Genomic DNA, 16,852 nt, shown 5'->3' on the forward strand with positions numbered 1-16,852 from the left:
GGAACCCGCCTTCCGGTTCCGCTCACCGCCGACGGTCCCGGCGTTGACGCACTCGCGTCCCGACCGTGCCAACGGAATCCGGCCCCCGGCCACGCCCGGCACGCGTGATGTCGTACGACGCCGAAACGTCACGTCCGGCTCATACCGACGCTACCGATCTCACCCCTCTGTCCCGGTTAAGCTGAGGTGCTATGAGGCGGCTACTACGACGGCGGGACGAAGCGGAGACGGCCAGGCGGGCGACGGTCGGTGAGGTCGCGGCGGGCGAGGTCGCCGCCGCGGCCGCCGTGGCGATGCCGATGGCCGCGCCCGACCCGGTGTCCGCCGCCTTCTTCGACGTCGACAACACCATGATGCGCGGCGCCTCCATCTACCACTTCGCCCGCGGCCTCGCCTCCCGGGGCCTGTTCACCAGCAAGGATCTGTTCAGGTTCGCGATGGGCCAGTTGGTCTTCCGGATCCGCGGCGACGAGAACCCCGCGCACATCGACGAGGCCAGGGAGACCGCGCTGGCGTTCGTCGCGGGCAGCAAGGTCGAGGAGATCGTCCGGCTCGGCGAGGAGATCTACGACGAGGTGATGGCGGACCGCATCTGGGCGGGCACCCGCGCCATCGCGCAGGCACACCTCGACGCGGGCCAGCGGGTCTGGCTGGTCACCGCGACCCCGGTGGAGCTCGCCAGGGTGATCGCCCAGCGCCTCGGCCTGACCGGCGCGCTCGGCACCGTCGCCGAGACCGAGAACGGCGTCTACACCGGCCGCCTGGTCGGCGACCTGCTCCACGGTCCCGCCAAGGCCGAGGCCGTCAGGGCGCTGGCCCGCAGGGAGGGGCTCGACCTGTCGCGCTGCTCCGCCTACAGCGACTCGGCCAACGACCTGCCCCTGCTCTCCCTCGTCGGCCACGCCACCGCGATCAACCCGGACGCCGAGCTGCGCGAGTTCGCCCGGCAGAACAGCTGGGACATCAAGGACTTCCGTACGGGACGCAAGGCGACCATGATCGGCCTGCCCATCGCGGCGGGCGCCGGAGCCGTCGCGGGCGGCATCGCCGCCGCCGTCGCACTGCGCCGCTACTACCGTTCCAGCCGCTGATCTCTCGCCTCTCTCGCCGTGAGGCCGGGGGGTCAGAAGAAGGGCGGGAAGGCGTGGCCGCGCCTGAGCCGGAGCTCGTCGAGCTGCTGCTGGACGACCTCCCTGACCTGGTCGGTGAGGTTGAAGACCAGCATGGGGTCGTCGGCGTCGGCGGGGTCGAGCTCGTCGGTGCGGATCGGCTCGCCGAAGCCGATCATCCACTTCGACGGGAGCGGGACCAGCCCCAGGGGCCCGAGCCAGGGGAACAGCGGCGTGACCGGCAGGTAGGGAAGGCCGAGCACCCTGGCCAGGGTCCGCAGGTCACCGATCTTGGGGTAGATCTCCTCAGCGCCCACGATGGCGCAGGGCACGATCGGCACGCCCGCGCGGATGGCGGAGGCGACGAAGCCGCCCCGGCCGAAGCGCTGCAGCCGGTAGCGGTCGGAGAACGGCTTGCCGACCCCCTTGAAACCCTCGGGGAAGACGCCGACGACCTCGCCCTTGCGGAGCAGCCGGTCGGCGTCCTCGCGGCAGGCGAGGGTGTGGCCGGTCTTGCGTGACAGGTGGCCGAGCACCGGGAGCCGGTAGACCAGGTCGGCCCCCAGAAGTCGGAGCGCGCGACGGCCCGGGTGGTCGTCGTACAGGGCCACCTGCAGCATGAGCCCGTCGAGCGGGACGGTGCCCGAGTGGTTGGCCACGATCAGGGCTCCGGAGTCGCCGGGCACGTTGTGCATGCCCACGGTCTCGGTGCGGAACCAGTGGCGGTACAGCGGGCGGATCAGCTCCAGCAGCACCCTGTCGGTGAGCTCGGGGTCGAACCCGAACTCGTCGACCTCGTAGTCTCCGGTCACCCGGCGGCGCAGGAAGGCGAGCAGCTCGGCCAGCCGGCGATCGTCGTCCTCCTCACCGGACGTGGCATGGGGCGTACGGGGGAAAGGTCCGCCGGACGTGGCGTGGGACGTATCGGAGAAAGGTCCGCCGGACGTGGCGTGGGACGTGCCGGAAAAGGATTCGCCGGACGCGGCGGAGAGGTGTTCGCGGGAGGCCTGGGTCCTGGTGATGGGGATCACCTCGGCGTCCCCGCCGCCGTCCACCGCCTCGCTCACCCCGTCACCGGCCGGGACACCATGTCCAGCAGGGCGGCGGGAAGGCCTCCGGCCAGGTCACGCGCGCGGAGGAAGTCTGCGAAGGCGGACGCGGTGGAGAACTTCGGCCTCCAGCCGAGCGCCGCGGACAGCGCGGTGGTGTCGACCACGCGCCCGTGGCACATCAGGCGGAGTTGCTCGGTGGAGAACCCGACCAGTCCCGCGCTCCGGGCGAGGTCGCCCATGAAGCGGAAGACGGGCGAGGGGACGGGCATCGGGAGCAGGCCCGCCCTGCGCGCGCACTGCGACAGGAGCAGCACGCCGTCTCCGGCCACGTTGAACGTGCCGGGGTGGTCCTCCATCGCCGTCCGCCGCAGCACCTCGACCGCGTCGTCCTCGTGGACGAACTGCAGCCGCGGGTCGAACCCGAGCACGGTCGGCAGGAGGGGCTGGGTGAAGTAACGCGTCAGCGGTGAGTCGACGCCTGGTCCCATGAAGTTGGCGAACCTGAGCGTCGACACGGTCACGTCGCGGCGCCGCCTGGCGAAGCCCCGGACATACCCCTCCACCTCGGAGGCGTCCTTGGCGTAACCACGGCTCGGCGGCTCTCCCGGCTCGGCGTCCTCGGTGAAGACCGCGGGGTCGTGCGGGGAGGAACCGTAGACGGCGGTGGTCGAGCGCACGACGACGCGGCGGACCGTCGCGGACCGCTGACAGGCACCGAGCAACTGCATGGTGCCGATGACGTTGTGCTCCTTCATCAGCGCGCGGCCGCCGCTCCTGGGAGGAGCGCTCACCAGACTCATGTGAACGACGGTGTCGATGTCGGCGGCCGCGATCACCTGGGCGATGTCGGGGCTGCGCAGGTCGACGCGGACGAACTCCGTCCGGCCGAGAGGTACGCCGCCATCACGTGAGAGCGAGGGCGGCGGCACCGTATCCACTCCGATGACCCGGTCGATGTCCGGGTCATCCGCGAGAACGCTCGCCACTCGGGCGCCGATGTGGCGCGAGACCCCGGTGACAAGCACGGTGTGGGTCATCGGCGCCTCGCAGATCCGCGCTACTTCTTGTTACGCCGCTGGATGCGGGTCTTCTTGAGAAGCTTGCGGTGCTTCTTCTTCGCCATGCGCTTACGGCGCTTCTTGATCACAGAGCCCACGGGACCCCCAGGTAGCTGGTAGCCGAGAATGTCGAACCGGTGCGCGAGAGCACACCGGCACAACAGACTACCGGCGATCCACGGTAGATCGCCCCTGGGGGGACCCCGGGCGCATGAACTCACGACGTGGCGACCACGTCGCTACCCCGACGAGACAGGGGCCGGCTCTTCGGCGGTCGTACCGGAAATCGTGTCCCGGTCAGACCGGAAGGAGCAGACCACGAGCGCTCGGCGCGCTTGGCTCACCTCACGGCCGGATCGTTCCCCCCGGCCGCTCGGCTCGACGCGTCGAGCCCACCCTGTCTCAACCTGCCTCGATGTAGGCATCCCTCAGATAATCGTGAACCGCCTGCTCCGGCACCCGGAAGGATCGACCGACCCGGATGGCCGGCAGCTCGCCCGAATGCACGAGTCGGTACACAGTCATCTTGGACACCCTCATGACAGTGGCCACTTCTGCCACCGTCAGGAACTTCACCTCGCTGAGAGGTCTTTCGCCTGCACCCATCGGACGCCTCTTCCGCACGTGTATCCGGGTTATCCCCACTGGTGCCATTGCTCACGCACGTGTACTGCCGTCAGCGTAAGTCGGGACCCCTGTCACGCAAACCCCCTATTTTCTCAGCCTTCGGAGTCCCGCGTCAGCGAAACAGCTGAAATCGCTGGCCAGCAGCCGGACCGTGCCCCTCGCATTGATCTTGGAACGGACCAACTGTCTCCCATTAGAGTCGCCCACAATCACCAAAAAGTTGGCAAACGGTCGGCGAGGTGCGTGGAATGCAGGCGCGAAATGCCCGTATAGGGATGTCCTAATTTGCGCATCCCTCGTCTCAGAGGGCTCGCACGACCCTCTCGACCAGGTGGTTCGTCAGCGGTTCGTAATACCTCGGTAGCACGTTGTCATCGAGCGGGACGGTGACCGCGATCTTGCCCTCGGCCTCCCCGACGAAGAGGGCGGGGTCGTTGCTGTCGGCGAACCCCACCGTGAGGATGCCCGCCTCGCCCGCCGCCCCGGCCCAGCCGTGGTCGGCGATCACCAGGTCGGGACGGTCCGCGCCCAGCTCGGCGATCATGGCACGCATCGGGGCGGGGTCGTGGGTGTGCACGAAGGCGCCCTTGTCGTCGAGCATCGCGACGTCGTCCAGATAGCGGATCTTGCGCCTGCGGCCGAACCCGCTGCCCCAGTAAGACCAGCCCTCGGCCGGGGCCATCAGGGTCACGCCGCGCGCCCTGAGCATCCGGCCCACGGCCATGTGGATGGTGAGCAGGCCGGTGGGGTGCCCGGTGGCGATCAGGACCCTGGGGTTCTCCCCCCGGAGCACCCCGGCGATCGTGTCGCCCATCTTCTCGACCGCCTCGATCGTGCGGTCGGGGTCGATGGTGTCCTGTCCCTCCCGGTGCCTGGGATCGGCCACGACCCCCGCCGACTTGGCCATCAGCTCCAGCACGTCCCGGTAGGACCAGGCGCCGTCCATCGTCAGCCCGAACATGTAGTGCGGATCACGGTTGGACAGCGACCGGTAGTGGTCCAGGTTGTTCTCCCGGCTGGTCGCCACGTCACCGGCGATCCGGGTCCGGATCAGGTGCTCACGAAGCTCAGCGCGCGTCATCGGTTCCTCAGTCCAGTTTGCCGGCAGACCTGTGTACGGGCCGTGTGTCACGGGAGGGGGTCGAGCCCGTGGAAGGGGAAGACGGCGTTTCTCGTCGCCATGATGGCCCGGTCGATCGGGTCTGCTGGGTCATAACCCGTGGAGAAATCGCGAAATTCCGGATCTCTGCCGTCGGTCAGCGTGAGCGGCGCCGTCTGGTTGGTCCGTTCCTTGACGAACGTACGCCACGCCTCGGGAGTGGCGGTCCCGGGGTCGAGGGGGTGGCCCGCCACCTCGGCGATCAGGTGGGTCCACGCCCGGGGGACGACCTGCACCAGCTCGTACCCCCCGCCGCCGGTCACGATCCACCGCCCGCCCGCGGTCTCGTGGGCCAGCTCGTGCAGCGCCGCGTACGCGGCCCGCTGGCCGTCCAGGCTGAGCATGAGATTGGCCAGCGGATCGAGGGCGTGGCTGTCGCAGCCGTGCTGGGTGACCAGGACGTCGGGGGCGAACTCCCGCAGCAGTGGCGGGACCACCGCGTGGAAGGCCCTGAGCCAGCCACTGTCGCCGCATCCGGCGGGCAGGGCCACATTGACCGCGGTGCCCTCCGCGCCGCGCTCCTCGGGGAACCCCGTGCCGGGGAAGAGGGTGCGTGGGCTCTCGTGGAGGCTGATGGTGAGAACCCTGGGGTCGTCGTAGAACAGCGCCTGCACGCCGTCGCCGTGGTGCACGTCCACGTCCACGTAGGCGATCCTGGACGCCCCCTGGGCCAGCAGCCAGGCGATCGCCGCGCCCGGGTCGTTGTAGACGCAGAAGCCGCTCGCCGCGGAGGCCATCGCGTGGTGCAGGCCGCCCGCGACGTTGACCGCGTGCTCGGCCTCGCCGCTCCACACCGCGCGGGCGGCGGCCAGGCTGGCGCCGGTGATCAGCGCGGACGCCTCGTGGACGCCGGGGAAGGCGGGATTGTCCGTGGTGCCGATCCCGTAGGCCACCTCGGGCCGTCCGGTGGCGGAGACCCGTTTGACGGCCTCGATGTAGTCGCGCTCGTGGACGAGCGCCAGCTCGTCGTCGGTGGCGGGGACGCAGCCCGCCATCTCCACCCGGTCCAGCACGCCGAGCTCCCTGGCCAGCGCCATGGTCAGCTCGACCCGCACGGGCGCGAGCGGGTGCCCCGGGCCGAAGTCGTACGAGGTGAGCGCATCGTCCCAGACAACCCGCACGGACCGGCTCATGCGCACTCCCTGTCTGGTCGCGACGCCGCGCGTCACGGCCGATCTTCCTGCTCCCGGATCGACGTTACCGCACGTGTACGGAATGGCGTTTACGCAGCCGTCTCGGAGGACGAGCCCGTTTTCATCTCAGCGCAATATCCCGATTTATTGCTATTAACGAGCACGTTTGGCAGGCCGCGTCAGCGGCCCGGACGTCCCCGGAATGGCCGTACCCCCGCGGGGAGGTCAAACAGGTCAGGCGGGTTCAGACGGAGGAGACCCGGCGCAGTCCCCTGACGGCGGGGACCAGCAGGAGGGCGGCGCACCCGGCGACCGCCACGATCGAGGACCCGGTCAGCAGCTGCGGCGCTCCCACGAGCCCGGCCACCGGCCCGGCGAGCACCTGGCCGATCGGGATGAACAGGGTCGAGCCGGCCACCTCGTACGCGGTGACCCGGTTGAGCGCCTCCGCCGGGACCTGGGTCTGGATGCTCGTGGCCCACATGACCGACCAGAACGCCCATCCCGCGCCGCCGATCACGTGCGCGGCCATCAGGACCGCGGCCGGCGACGCCACGGCGATGGAGAGCGGCTCCAGGGCGAACCCGAACAGGCCGATCGCGCCGGCCATCAGCGGCCGTCCCGGACGGACCCGCATGGCGACCAGGCCGCCGACGATGGTGCCCGCGCCGGAGGCGGACATGACCAGGCCGTAGGCGGTCTCGCCGAGCCGCTCGCTGATCAGCACCGAGCCCAGCGGGATCATCGGGCCGAACAGCGTGACGCCGAAGACCGCCCAGACCAGGATCACCGACCACATCCAGGTCCTGGAGCGGAACTCCTGCCACCCCCCGCGCAGGTTGTGCCACATCGACCGCTCGGCGACCGGCCCGGCCACCACCGGCAGGCGCAGGAGGAGCAGGCACACCGCGCTGACGGCGAACCCCGTGGCGTCGATCGCGAAGACGACGCCGACCCCGGAGAAGCCCACGATGGCCCCGGCCACGCCCGGACCGGCCAGCAGCATGATCGACTCGGAGACGCGTAGGGTGGCGTTGGCCTTCTGCACGTCCCGTGCCACGCGCGGGACCGTGCTGGAGACGCCGGGCTGGTACATCGCGGCGGCGACGCCGTTGATCGCGGAGATGACGAGGATCTGCCAGAGCTCCGGCCTGCCGAAGACGAACAGCGCCGCGCTGACCCCCTGGCTCACCACCCGGACCGTGTCGGCGCCGATCATCATGCGGCGCGGCGTGAACCTGTCGGCGAAGACCCCGCCGAACAGGATGAGCACCGCGAAGGGCGCCATCCACGCGGCCAGCGCCAGCCCCACCCCCGTGGGGCCGTAGCCGAGCCCGCCCACGCCCACCGCCGTCGCGAACGGGACCATCGCGGCCCCGAGCATGGAGACCGACCTGGCGGTGAAGAAGAGCAGGAAGCTCCGCGTCCAGACGGCGGGCCCGGCCTGCTCATCCTGCCTGCCAGCCGATACGGCCTGCTCCACGATCGCCTCATCTCCCCGGGTTCCGTGGGAGATGATGCCCTATGCAGGAAAGTTTCCTAATAGAGGGGGTGGGCTCAGCTCTCGGCCCGGCCCGGCCCGGCCTCCGGATCGGCTCTCGGCCCAGCCCTTGGCTCAGCCTCCGGACCGGCTCTCGGCTAGGCCCTTGGCTCAGCCCCCGGACCGGCTCTCGGCCCGGCCCCCGGCTCAGCCCTCGGCGAGCTGGCGTCCCCGGTCCCTGGCGGCCTCGATGGCGGCCAGGAAGGCGGCGCGGACGCTGTGCCGCTCCAGCTCGGCGATGGCCGCGATGGTGGTGCCGCCCGGCGAGGTGACCGCCTCGCGGAGGATCACCGGGTGCTCCCCCGAGTCACGGAGCATGATCGCCGCCCCGACGATCGACTGGGTGACCATGTCGAGGGCGGCGGCGCGGGGCATGCCGAGCAGGATTCCGGCGTCGACCATGGCCTCGACCAGGTAGAAGAAGTAGGCGGGACCGCTGCCCGACAGGGCCGTGGCCGCGTCCTGCTGCGACTCGGGGATGCGCAGCACCTTGCCGACCGGGCTGAACAGGGCCTCGGCCCGCCTGAGGTGCTCCTCGGAGGCGTGCGCGCCCGCGGAGATCACGCTCATCGCCTCGTCGACCAGCACCGGCGTGTTGGACATGACCCGGACCACCGGGATCTCGGCGCCGAGCCGCGCCTCGACGAACGAGGTCGTGATGCCCGCCGCCGCCGAGACGACCAGGCGGTCGGCCGGGATGTGCCCCGCGATCTCGGCGAGCAGGGACCCCATGTCCTGAGGCTTGACCGCGAGAATGATCGTGTCGGCGTCCTTGGCCGCCTCGGCGTTGGAGGCCACCCGCACGCCGTACCGCTCCGCGAGGGCCCGGCCCCGCTCGGCGCGCCGCGCCGTCGCGATCACGTCGCCCGGCTTGAAACCGGCCCTGAGCAGCCCGGACAGCAGGGCTTCCCCCATCTTGCCGGTGCCGAGAATCGCGATCATGTGAGCACCTCGAAATCGTGTATCGGAACTCCCCGCAGCCTATCGGCCCCGTCACCGGGGAATCATTTCTCATGACGGTCGCCGCCGACGCGCGATCGTGGACGTACACCGGCGGGAAGGGAGGTCCGGCAGCGCGATGTCAGAGTCTCCTGAACCTCTTCGGACCCCGATCCGTCTTAGGGGTATGCGTATGATCGCGACCTCTATCCTGGCCGGAAGCCTCCTGCTGGCGCTGGGCTGCGGCGCCGAACCCAGCGCCACGGTCACCGCCGCCGACCCCTCGCGGCCGGTGAGCCAGGCCACCTCAGTCCCCGGCGGCCCCTCCGAGCCCGCGGGCCACAGCGTGGCCCCCCGGAGCGAGCCCACGAGCGGTGCCCCCAAGCCGACGAAGCCCGAGGGGCACACCGACAACCCCCGCAAGGTCAGATGGCTGAAGGCCAAGCCGTCGAAGGACGGCCGGAGCCTGCGGATCACCTGGTGGTCCGGGGTGGAGCCGTGCAACGTGCTCGACCGGGTCACCGTGCGCGAGACCTCCAAGCGGGTGACCGTCACCCTCTGGGAGGGCCCGAGCAGCAAGGCCCAGAACGTCGCCTGCATCGAGATCGCCATCCAGAAGGTGACGACCGTCAAGCTCAAGAAGCCCCTCGGCGCCCGCAAGGTGGTCGACGGCTCCCGCTAGGTAGGACAGACCCCCGCCAAGAGCCGCCCGCCGGAGCAACGCCCCGGCGGGCGGCTCTCGCGCGTTCCGAGGAGCCACTCCAAGGCCCCGTGTCAAAGCCCCGCCCCGAGGACCCACTCCAAGACTCCAAGGCCCTGTGTCAAGGACCCGCCCCGAGCCCCCACTCCAAGACCCCGCCTGCGGCCGGACGTCGGGTCGCGAACCCGGTCACCGTCCGGGAACGATCGCGCGCCCTCCCTCGTCGGAGGGGATACGACCATCACCGTGTTTTCCCGGAATCGGGAATGCCCCCGCACGGCCGAGGGTTGAGCCCAATAGACTCAAGTCGTTTGACAAACCTCACACGAGGTTCCACTATGAGTCTCATCGACTCAACTTTGACTACAAGGACGTACTCATGGCACGTGCGGTAGGTATCGACCTGGGGACGACCAACTCCGTCGTCTCGATTCTTGAGGGCGGTGAGCCCACCGTCATCGCCAACGCCCAGGGTTCGCGGACCACGCCGTCCGTGGTCGCGTTCGCGAAGAACGGCGAGGTCCTCGTCGGAGAGGTCGCCAAGCGGCAGGCCGTCACCAACGTCGACCGGACGATTCGCTCGGTCAAGCGCGAGATGGGCACCAACTGGTCCGTCGAGATCGACGGCAAGAAGTCCAACCCGCAGCAGATCAGCGCCTTCGTGCTGCAGAAGCTGAAGCAGGACGCCGAAGCCTACCTGGGCGAGAAGATCACCGACGCGGTGATCACCGTTCCCGCCTACTTCAACGACGCCCAGCGCCAGGCCACCCAGGAGGCCGGCACCATCGCCGGCCTGAACGTGCTGCGCATCATCAACGAGCCCACCGCCGCCGCGCTGGCGTACGGCCTCGACAAGGAGAAGGACGAGACCATCCTCGTCTTCGACCTCGGCGGCGGCACCTTCGACGTGTCCCTGCTCGACGTCGGCCAGGAGGACGGCCACGGCTTCGTCGAGGTCAAGGCCACCAGCGGCGACAACCACCTCGGTGGCGACGACTGGGACCAGCGCGTCGTGGACGAGCTGGCCAACCGGTTCAAGAACGCGCACGGCGTCGACCTGACCAAGGACAAGATGGCGCTGCAGCGCCTGCGCGAGGCCGCGGAGAAGGCCAAGATCGAGCTCTCCAGCCAGTCGGAGACCTCCATCAACCTTCCCTACATCACCGCCTCGGCCGAGGGTCCCCTCCACCTGGAGGAGAAGCTCACCCGCGCCGAGTTCCAGCGGATCACCTCCGACCTCCTCGAGCGCTGCAAGGGCCCGTTCAACCAGGTCGTCAAGGACGCCGGGATCAAGGTCTCCGACATCGCCCACGTGGTGCTCGTCGGCGGCTCGACCCGTATGCCCGCCGTGGCCGAGCTCGTCAAGGAGCTCACCGGCGGCCAGGAGCCCAACAAGGGCGTCAACCCGGACGAGGTCGTGGCCATCGGCGCCGCCCTGCAGGCCGGCGTGCTCAAGGGCGAGGTCAAGGACGTCCTGCTGCTCGACGTGACCCCGCTGAGCCTGGGCATCGAGACCAAGGGCGGGATCTTCACCAAGATCATCGAGCGCAACACCACGATCCCGACCAAGCGCTCCGAGGTCTTCACCACGGCCGAGGACAACCAGCCGTCGGTGCAGATCCAGGTCTACCAGGGCGAGCGCGAGATCGCCGCGTACAACAAGAAGCTGGCCACCTTCGAGCTGACCGGCATCGCCCCGGCGCCGCGCGGCATCCCGCAGATCGAGGTCACCTTCGACATCGACGCCAACGGCATCGTCAACGTCTCCGCCAAGGACCTCGGCACCGGCAAGGAGCAGACGATGACGATCACCGGCGGCTCCGCGCTGCCGAAGGACGACATCGAGCGCATGATGCGCGAGGCCGAGTCCTACGCCGAAGAGGACAAGAACCGCCGCGAAGAGGCCGAGACGCGCAACAACGCCGACTCGCTCGTCTACCAGACCGAGAAGTTCCTCGGCGAGAACGCCGAGAAGGTCCCGGACGACATCAAGAACGAGGTCAACGAGGCCGTCACCGAGCTCAAGAAGGCTCTGGAGGGCACCGACTCGTCCGTGATCCGCGCCTCCGCGGAGAAGCTCGCCACGGTCAGCCAGAAGATGGGCTCCGCCATCTACGCCCAGGCGCAGGCGTCGGAGACCCCGACCGGCGCTCCCGGCGCCGACGCCGCCGACGGCGGTCAGAAGGCCGACGACGACGTGGTCGAGGCCGAGATCGTGGACGACGAGCCGAAGCGCGACAACGACGCCAAGTGACGGGCGGAAAGCCGAGGGGAGCACCAGCGTGAGCACGCGCGAGAACGGTTCCGAGGAGGAGCCGGTGATCCGCGACAACCGGAAGATCGACCCGGAGACGGGGCAGGTACGCGAGACGGGCCCGGCCGAGGCCGCGGGTCAGACGGGTCAGAACGACAGGGAGCAGGCGGCCGACACGTCGTCGTCCTCCCTGGCGTCCGACCTGGCCTCGATCGAGCTGGCCACCCAGCTCGCCGAGCGCACCGCGGACCTGCAGCGCCTTCAGGCCGAGTATTCCAACTATCGCAAGCGGGTCGAGCGGGACCGGGTCGCGGTCAGGGAGCAGGCGGTGGCCGGCGTGCTGGCCGAGCTGCTGCCGGTCCTCGACGACATCGGCCGGGCCCGTGACCACGGGGAGCTGACCGGCGGCTTCGCCAAGGTGAGCGAATCACTGGAGGCGGCCACCGGGAAGCTGGGGCTGAGCACCTTCGGCGCCAAGGGCGAGCCGTTCGACCCGACGGTGCACGAGGCTCTGATGCACAGCTACTCCCCCGACGTCACGGAGCCGACCTGCGTGGAGATCCTGCAGCCCGGTTACCGGATCGGCGAGCGAGTGCTCCGCCCCGCGCGCGTCGCGGTCGCGGAGCCAGAAGAGCCCGCCGCGGACGACAACTGACACCCCCACATCTGATCTCTGAGAAGGAACGTAGATGAGCACCAAGGACTACCTGGAGAAGGACTACTACGCCGTCCTTGGTGTGCCGAAGAGCGCTACGGCCGATGAGATCAAGAAGGCGTACCGGAAGCTGGCCAGGAAGTATCACCCGGACGCCAACCCCGGAAGCTCGGCGACCTCCGAGAGCACCGCCAGGTTCAAGGAGGTCTCGGAGGCGTACGACATCCTCTCCGACACCAAGCGCCGCAAGGAGTACGACGAGGCGCGGACGCTGTTCGGATCGGGCGTCGGCGGCTTCCCGGGGGCGGGGGGCGCCCAGCGCGGGGGTGGTTTCCCGTTCGACCTGGGGGACCTGTTCGGGGGGACCGGCCAGCAACAGCAGCAGAGCGGCGCCGGGGAGCGCATCGGCGACATCTTCGGCGGGCTCTTCAACCGGGGCGGCGCGAGCCGCCCCGGGGGGACGACGACCAGGGCGCGGCGCGGCCAGGACATCGAGTCCGAGGTCACGCTCTCCTTCTCCGAGGCGGTGGAGGGCACCACGGTGTCGCTCCGCCTGACCAGTTCCTCCGCGTGCTCCGGCTGCGGGGGCACCGGCGCCAAGGCCGGCACCGTCCCGCGGGTCTGCCCGACCTGCGAGGGCACCGGGGCGGCCAGCCGCAACCTCGGCAACTTCGCCTTCTCCGAGCCGTGCCGCGACTGCAAGGGCCGCGGCCTGCTGGTGGACGACCCGTGCCCGGTGTGCGACGGGAGCGGGCGGGGCAAGAGCACCCGTACGATCCAGGCCCGCATCCCCGCGGGGGTCGGCGACAACCAGCGCATCAAGATCAAGGCCAAGGGCGCGCCCGGCGAGAACGGCGGTCCGGCCGGTGACCTCTACGTCCTGATCCACGTCAAGCCGCACCCCGTGTTCGGCAGGACGGGCGAGAACCTGACGGTCACCGTCCCGGTGACCTTCACCGAGGCCGCGCTGGGCGCCGAGATCAAGGTGCCGATCCTGAAGGGGCTGCCGGTCACGCTGCGCATCCCCGAGGGCACCCCCAACGGCCGCACCTTCCGGGTGCGCGGCAGGGGCGTGGCCCGCAAGGACGGCACCAAGGGCGACCTGCTCGCCACGATCGAGGTCCTGGTGCCGCAGAAGCTGGAGGACAAGGCGAGGGGCGCCCTTGAGGAGTTCCGCGACGCCACCTCGGGTGGTGACCCGCGGGCGGACCTGATCGAACTGGCCAGAAGCGAGTAGCCATGGAAGCCAACTATTTCGATCTGTCGGACGACACACCCGTCTACGTGATCTCGGTGGCCGCCCAGCTGTCGGGCCTGCACCCGCAGACCCTGCGCCAGTACGACCGTCTCGGCCTGGTCAGCCCGGGCCGGACGGCCGGCCGCGGACGCCTGTACTCCACCCGCGACATCGTGATGCTCCGCGAGGTCCAGCGGCTCTCCCAGGAGGAGGGCATCAACCTCGCGGGCATCAAACGCATCCTGGTCCTCGAGACGGAGGCCCTGCGCCTGCGTGACGAGAACCACCGCCTGCGCGCGGAGATGAACATGATCCGCGCGCTCATCCAGTACCAGCTGCCCCCCGCCTGAGACTCCGTCCCACGTCCCGCGTCCGGGGGACGCGCCGGGCCGGCGTCGCCATCGACACAGCACTTTCGAGTGAGGCCTGACAAGCATGGACTACAAGCTCACCCAGAAGAGCCAGGCGGCGGTCTCCTCCGCCATCAGGCGGGCGGCCGCCGAGGGCAACCCCGAGGTCGCTCCCGCGCATCTGTTCACCGCGCTGCTCGCCCAGACCGGCGGCACCGCCGTACCCCTGCTCGAAGCGGTGGGCGCCGACTGGAAGCAGCTGCGGGTCGAGGCCGAGAAGCAGCTCGCGGCCCTGCCGAAGGCGCAGGGCTCCACGGTCAGCGCCCCGTCGAGCTCCCGGCAGCTCCTCACCGTGATGAACACCGCGGCCCAGCGGGCGCGCGGTCTTGAGGACGACTACGTCTCGACCGAGCACCTGCTGGTAGGTCTCGCCGCCGACGGCGGCCCGGTCGCCACGCTGCTCAAGGCGAACGGCGCGAACCCGAACGCGCTGCTCGACGCCTTCGAGAAGGTTCGCGGGCACGCCAGGGTGACCAGCGAGACGCCCGAGGACACCTACCAGGCGCTGGAGAAGTACGGGATCGACCTGACCGAGCGGGCCAGGGCGGGCAAGCTCGACCCGGTGATCGGCCGCGACTCGGAGATCCGGCGCGTCATCCAGGTGCTCAGCCGCCGTACGAAGAACAACCCGGTGCTCATCGGCGAGCCCGGGGTCGGCAAGACCGCGGTCGTGGAGGGGTTGGCCCAGCGGATCGTCGCGGGCGACGTCCCCTCCAGCCTGCGCGACAAGCGCCTGATCGCGCTCGACCTCAGTGCGATGGTCGCCGGCGCCAAGTTCCGCGGCGAGTTCGAGGAGCGTCTCAAGGCGGTGCTCGGCGAGATCAAGGAGAGCGACGGCCAGGTCGTCACCTTCATCGACGAGCTGCACACCATGGTCGGCGCGGGTGCCGCCGAGGGCGCGATGGACGCGGGCAACATGCTCAAGCCCATGCTGGCCCGCGGCGAGCTGCGGATGATCGGCGCGACCACGCTGGACGAGTACCGCGAGCGCATCGAGAAGGACCCCGCGCTGGAGCGGCGCTTCCAGCAGGTCTACGTGGGCGAGCCCACCGTCGAGGACACCATCGCCATCCTGCGCGGCCTCAAGGGCCGCTACGAGGCCCACCACCAGGTCCAGATCTCCGACGGCGCGCTCGTGGCCGCCGCCGCGCTCTCCGACCGCTACATCACCTCCCGCTTCCTGCCCGACAAGGCGATCGACCTCGTCGACGAGGCGGCCTCGCGGCTCCGCATGGAGATCGACTCCCGTCCGGTGGAGATCGACCAGCTCCAGCGCAACGTCGACCGGATGAAGATGGAGGAGCTGGCGCTCGCCAAGGAGACCGACGAGGGCAGCCTGCAGCGGCTGGAGCGGCTCCGCAAGGAGCTCGCCGACCGCCAGGAGGACCTCAACGCCCTGGTCGGCCGCTGGGAGCGGGAGAAGGCGGGGCTCAACCGGGTCGGCGACCTGAAGAAGCAGATCGACGAGGTGCGGAGCGCCGCCGAGCGCGCGCAGCGCGACGGCGACTTCGAGGCCGCCTCGCGGCTGATGTACGCCGAGGTGCCCAAGCTGGAGGCCGAGCTCGCCGAGGCCAGCAAGGCCGCCCAGCCCGAGGACGCCATGGTCAAGGAGGAGGTCGGCTCCGACGACATCGCCCAGGTGATCTCCTCGTGGACCGGCATCCCCGCGGGCCGGCTCCTTGAGGGCGAGACCGCCAAGCTGCTCCGTATGGAGGAGGAGCTCGGCAGGCGGCTGATCGGCCAGCGGCAGGCGGTCGAGGCGGTCTCCGACGCCGTACGGCGGGCGCGGGCGGGCATCTCCGACCCGGACCGGCCGACCGGCAGCTTCCTGTTCCTCGGCCCGACCGGCGTCGGCAAGACGGAGCTGGCCAAGGCGCTCGCGGACTTCCTGTTCGACGACGAGCGGGCGATGGTCCGCATCGACATGAGCGAGTACGGCGAGAAGCACAGCGTCGCGCGCCTGGTGGGCGCCCCTCCCGGCTACATCGGCTACGAGGAGGGCGGGCAGCTCACCGAGGCCGTGCGGCGCAGGCCCTACGGCGTGGTGCTGCTGGACGAGGTCGAGAAGGCCCACCCGGAGGTCTTCGACATCCTGCTCCAGGTGCTCGACGACGGCCGGCTCACCGACGGGCAGGGCCGGACGGTCGACTTCCGCAACGTGATCCTGATCCTCACCTCCAACATCGGCTCGCAGTTCCTGGTGGACCCGGGCATGGCGAAGGAGGCCCAGCGGACCGCCGTGATGGCCGCGGTCAGGAGCTCGTTCAAGCCGGAGTTCCTCAACCGGCTCGACGACGTGATCCAGTTCGACGCGCTCGGCACCGAGGAGCTGTCCAGGATCGTGGACCTGCAGGTGCTCCACCTGGCCAGGCGCCTGGCGGACCGGCGGCTCATACTGACCGTGACCCCGGCGGCCCGCGACTGGCTGGCGCTGACGGGCTACGACCCGCTGTACGGCGCGCGCCCGCTCCGCCGCCTCGTCCAGTCCGCGATCGGCGACAAGCTGGCCAAGGAGGTGCTCTCCGGCGAGGTCCAGGACGGCGACGAGGTGCTGGTCGACCTCGACGAGACGAACGACTCCCTGGTCATCGGCCCGGTGAGGACCTGACGACGGCCGGACGGCGACCGGGCGGCGACCGGGCGGAGCCCGGTAATGGCTTGACCACCATTGGGCTAAGCCCGCCCCTGGGCGAGACCCCCCTGTTACGTTCGGTTTCCATCGGATTACCGAACGCAACAGGGGGATGCGCATGTCGAACTCATCACGGAACGTCCGAGGAATCCTCGCGATGGCGGTGCTCACTGTCGGTGCCGGCCTGACGATGGTCTCTCCGGCGTCGGCGGAGGTGGGGGGGGGGGCCGCGGGGGGGCCCCCCGGGGGGGGGGGTAAGGGGCCCCCCGGGGGGGCCCGGGGGGGGGGGGGCGGCCCCCCCCACCCCGAGGGTGGCCCCGCCCCCCCACCCCCCCACGCCCCCCCCC

14 protein-coding genes and 1 pseudogene are annotated in these 16,852 nt (G+C 70.2%); 7 read left to right on the forward strand and 8 right to left on the reverse strand.

Features of this window, described 5'->3' with window-relative positions:
- Window positions 1-191 precede the first annotated feature (191 nt).
- Window positions 192-1,091: an HAD family hydrolase gene (locus tag ACFYWM_RS28315; protein ID WP_389919371.1), complete on the forward strand. Its 900-nt coding sequence runs from the start codon at window positions 192-194 to the stop codon at window positions 1,089-1,091.
- Window positions 1,092-1,123: 32 nt separating this feature from the next.
- Here the strand turns inward: ACFYWM_RS28315 and ACFYWM_RS28320 are convergent, their stop codons facing one another.
- The 8 genes from ACFYWM_RS28320 to proC all read right to left on the reverse strand — a co-directional run bounded on the left by ACFYWM_RS28320 (window position 1,124) and on the right by proC (window position 8,620).
- Window positions 1,124-2,176, reverse strand: a complete 1,053-nt coding sequence (locus tag ACFYWM_RS28320; protein ID WP_389919373.1) for a lysophospholipid acyltransferase family protein — start codon at window positions 2,174-2,176, stop codon at window positions 1,124-1,126.
- A complete protein-coding gene (locus tag ACFYWM_RS28325; protein ID WP_389919375.1) occupies window positions 2,173-3,198 on the reverse strand; it encodes an NAD-dependent epimerase/dehydratase family protein in 1,026 nt (341 codons plus the stop codon). Before ACFYWM_RS28325 ends, ACFYWM_RS28320 begins: the two co-directional genes overlap by 4 nt.
- Before the next feature lie 20 nt (window positions 3,199-3,218).
- On the reverse strand, window positions 3,219-3,317 hold the full coding sequence (locus ACFYWM_RS28330; protein WP_018654693.1) for a 30S ribosomal protein bS22: 99 nt from the start codon (window positions 3,315-3,317) through the stop codon (window positions 3,219-3,221).
- A 304-nt stretch (window positions 3,318-3,621) separates the two neighbouring features.
- Complete coding sequence (locus ACFYWM_RS28335; RefSeq protein ID WP_012887307.1) at window positions 3,622-3,825, reverse strand: helix-turn-helix domain-containing protein; 204 nt, start codon at window positions 3,823-3,825, stop codon at window positions 3,622-3,624.
- Between the two features lie 322 nt (window positions 3,826-4,147).
- Entirely contained in the window at window positions 4,148-4,927 is a 780-nt protein-coding gene (locus ACFYWM_RS28340; RefSeq protein WP_389919377.1) for a phosphatase, read from the reverse strand.
- A 47-nt stretch (window positions 4,928-4,974) separates the two neighbouring features.
- Window positions 4,975-6,138, reverse strand: coding sequence for an acetoin utilization protein AcuC (locus tag ACFYWM_RS28345; protein WP_389919380.1), 1,164 nt, complete (start codon window positions 6,136-6,138; stop codon window positions 4,975-4,977).
- Between the two features lie 244 nt (window positions 6,139-6,382).
- Entirely contained in the window at window positions 6,383-7,621 is a 1,239-nt protein-coding gene (locus ACFYWM_RS28350) for an MFS transporter (protein WP_389919382.1), read from the reverse strand.
- Window positions 7,622-7,825: 204 nt separating this feature from the next.
- Window positions 7,826-8,620: a pyrroline-5-carboxylate reductase gene (gene proC, locus ACFYWM_RS28355; RefSeq protein WP_389919385.1), complete on the reverse strand. Its 795-nt coding sequence runs from the start codon at window positions 8,618-8,620 to the stop codon at window positions 7,826-7,828.
- A gap of 190 nt (window positions 8,621-8,810) precedes the next feature.
- Here proC and ACFYWM_RS28360 point away from each other — a divergent pair, with 190 nt between their 5' ends.
- The 6 genes and pseudogenes from ACFYWM_RS28360 (at window position 8,811) to clpB (ending at window position 16,481) form a co-directional block, all read left to right on the forward strand.
- Complete coding sequence (locus tag ACFYWM_RS28360; protein ID WP_389919387.1) at window positions 8,811-9,299, forward strand: hypothetical protein; 489 nt, start codon at window positions 8,811-8,813, stop codon at window positions 9,297-9,299.
- Between the two features lie 397 nt (window positions 9,300-9,696).
- Window positions 9,697-11,571 (forward strand): molecular chaperone DnaK, encoded by a 1,875-nt coding sequence (gene dnaK / locus ACFYWM_RS28365; RefSeq protein ID WP_389919390.1) that lies wholly within the window; start codon window positions 9,697-9,699, stop codon window positions 11,569-11,571.
- Window positions 11,572-11,599: 28 nt separating this feature from the next.
- Entirely contained in the window at window positions 11,600-12,226 is a 627-nt protein-coding gene (gene grpE / locus ACFYWM_RS28370; protein ID WP_389919393.1) for a nucleotide exchange factor GrpE, read from the forward strand.
- Window positions 12,227-12,260: 34 nt separating this feature from the next.
- The gene (gene dnaJ / locus ACFYWM_RS28375; protein WP_389919395.1) at window positions 12,261-13,463 is read left to right on the forward strand and encodes a molecular chaperone DnaJ; all 1,203 of its coding nucleotides are present in this window, start codon (window positions 12,261-12,263) and stop codon (window positions 13,461-13,463) included.
- A 2-nt stretch (window positions 13,464-13,465) separates the two neighbouring features.
- Window positions 13,466-13,718, forward strand: a pseudogene (locus ACFYWM_RS28380) (heat shock protein transcriptional repressor HspR); the annotation flags it as partial.
- 180 nt (window positions 13,719-13,898) lie between these two features.
- Complete coding sequence (gene clpB, locus ACFYWM_RS28385) at window positions 13,899-16,481, forward strand: ATP-dependent chaperone ClpB (RefSeq protein ID WP_389919397.1); 2,583 nt, start codon at window positions 13,899-13,901, stop codon at window positions 16,479-16,481.
- Window positions 16,482-16,852: the final 371 nt, after the last annotated feature.

This window comes from Streptosporangium sp. NPDC002721 (genome assembly GCF_042888905.1).
Lineage (GTDB): Bacteria > Actinomycetota > Actinomycetes > Streptosporangiales > Streptosporangiaceae > Streptosporangium.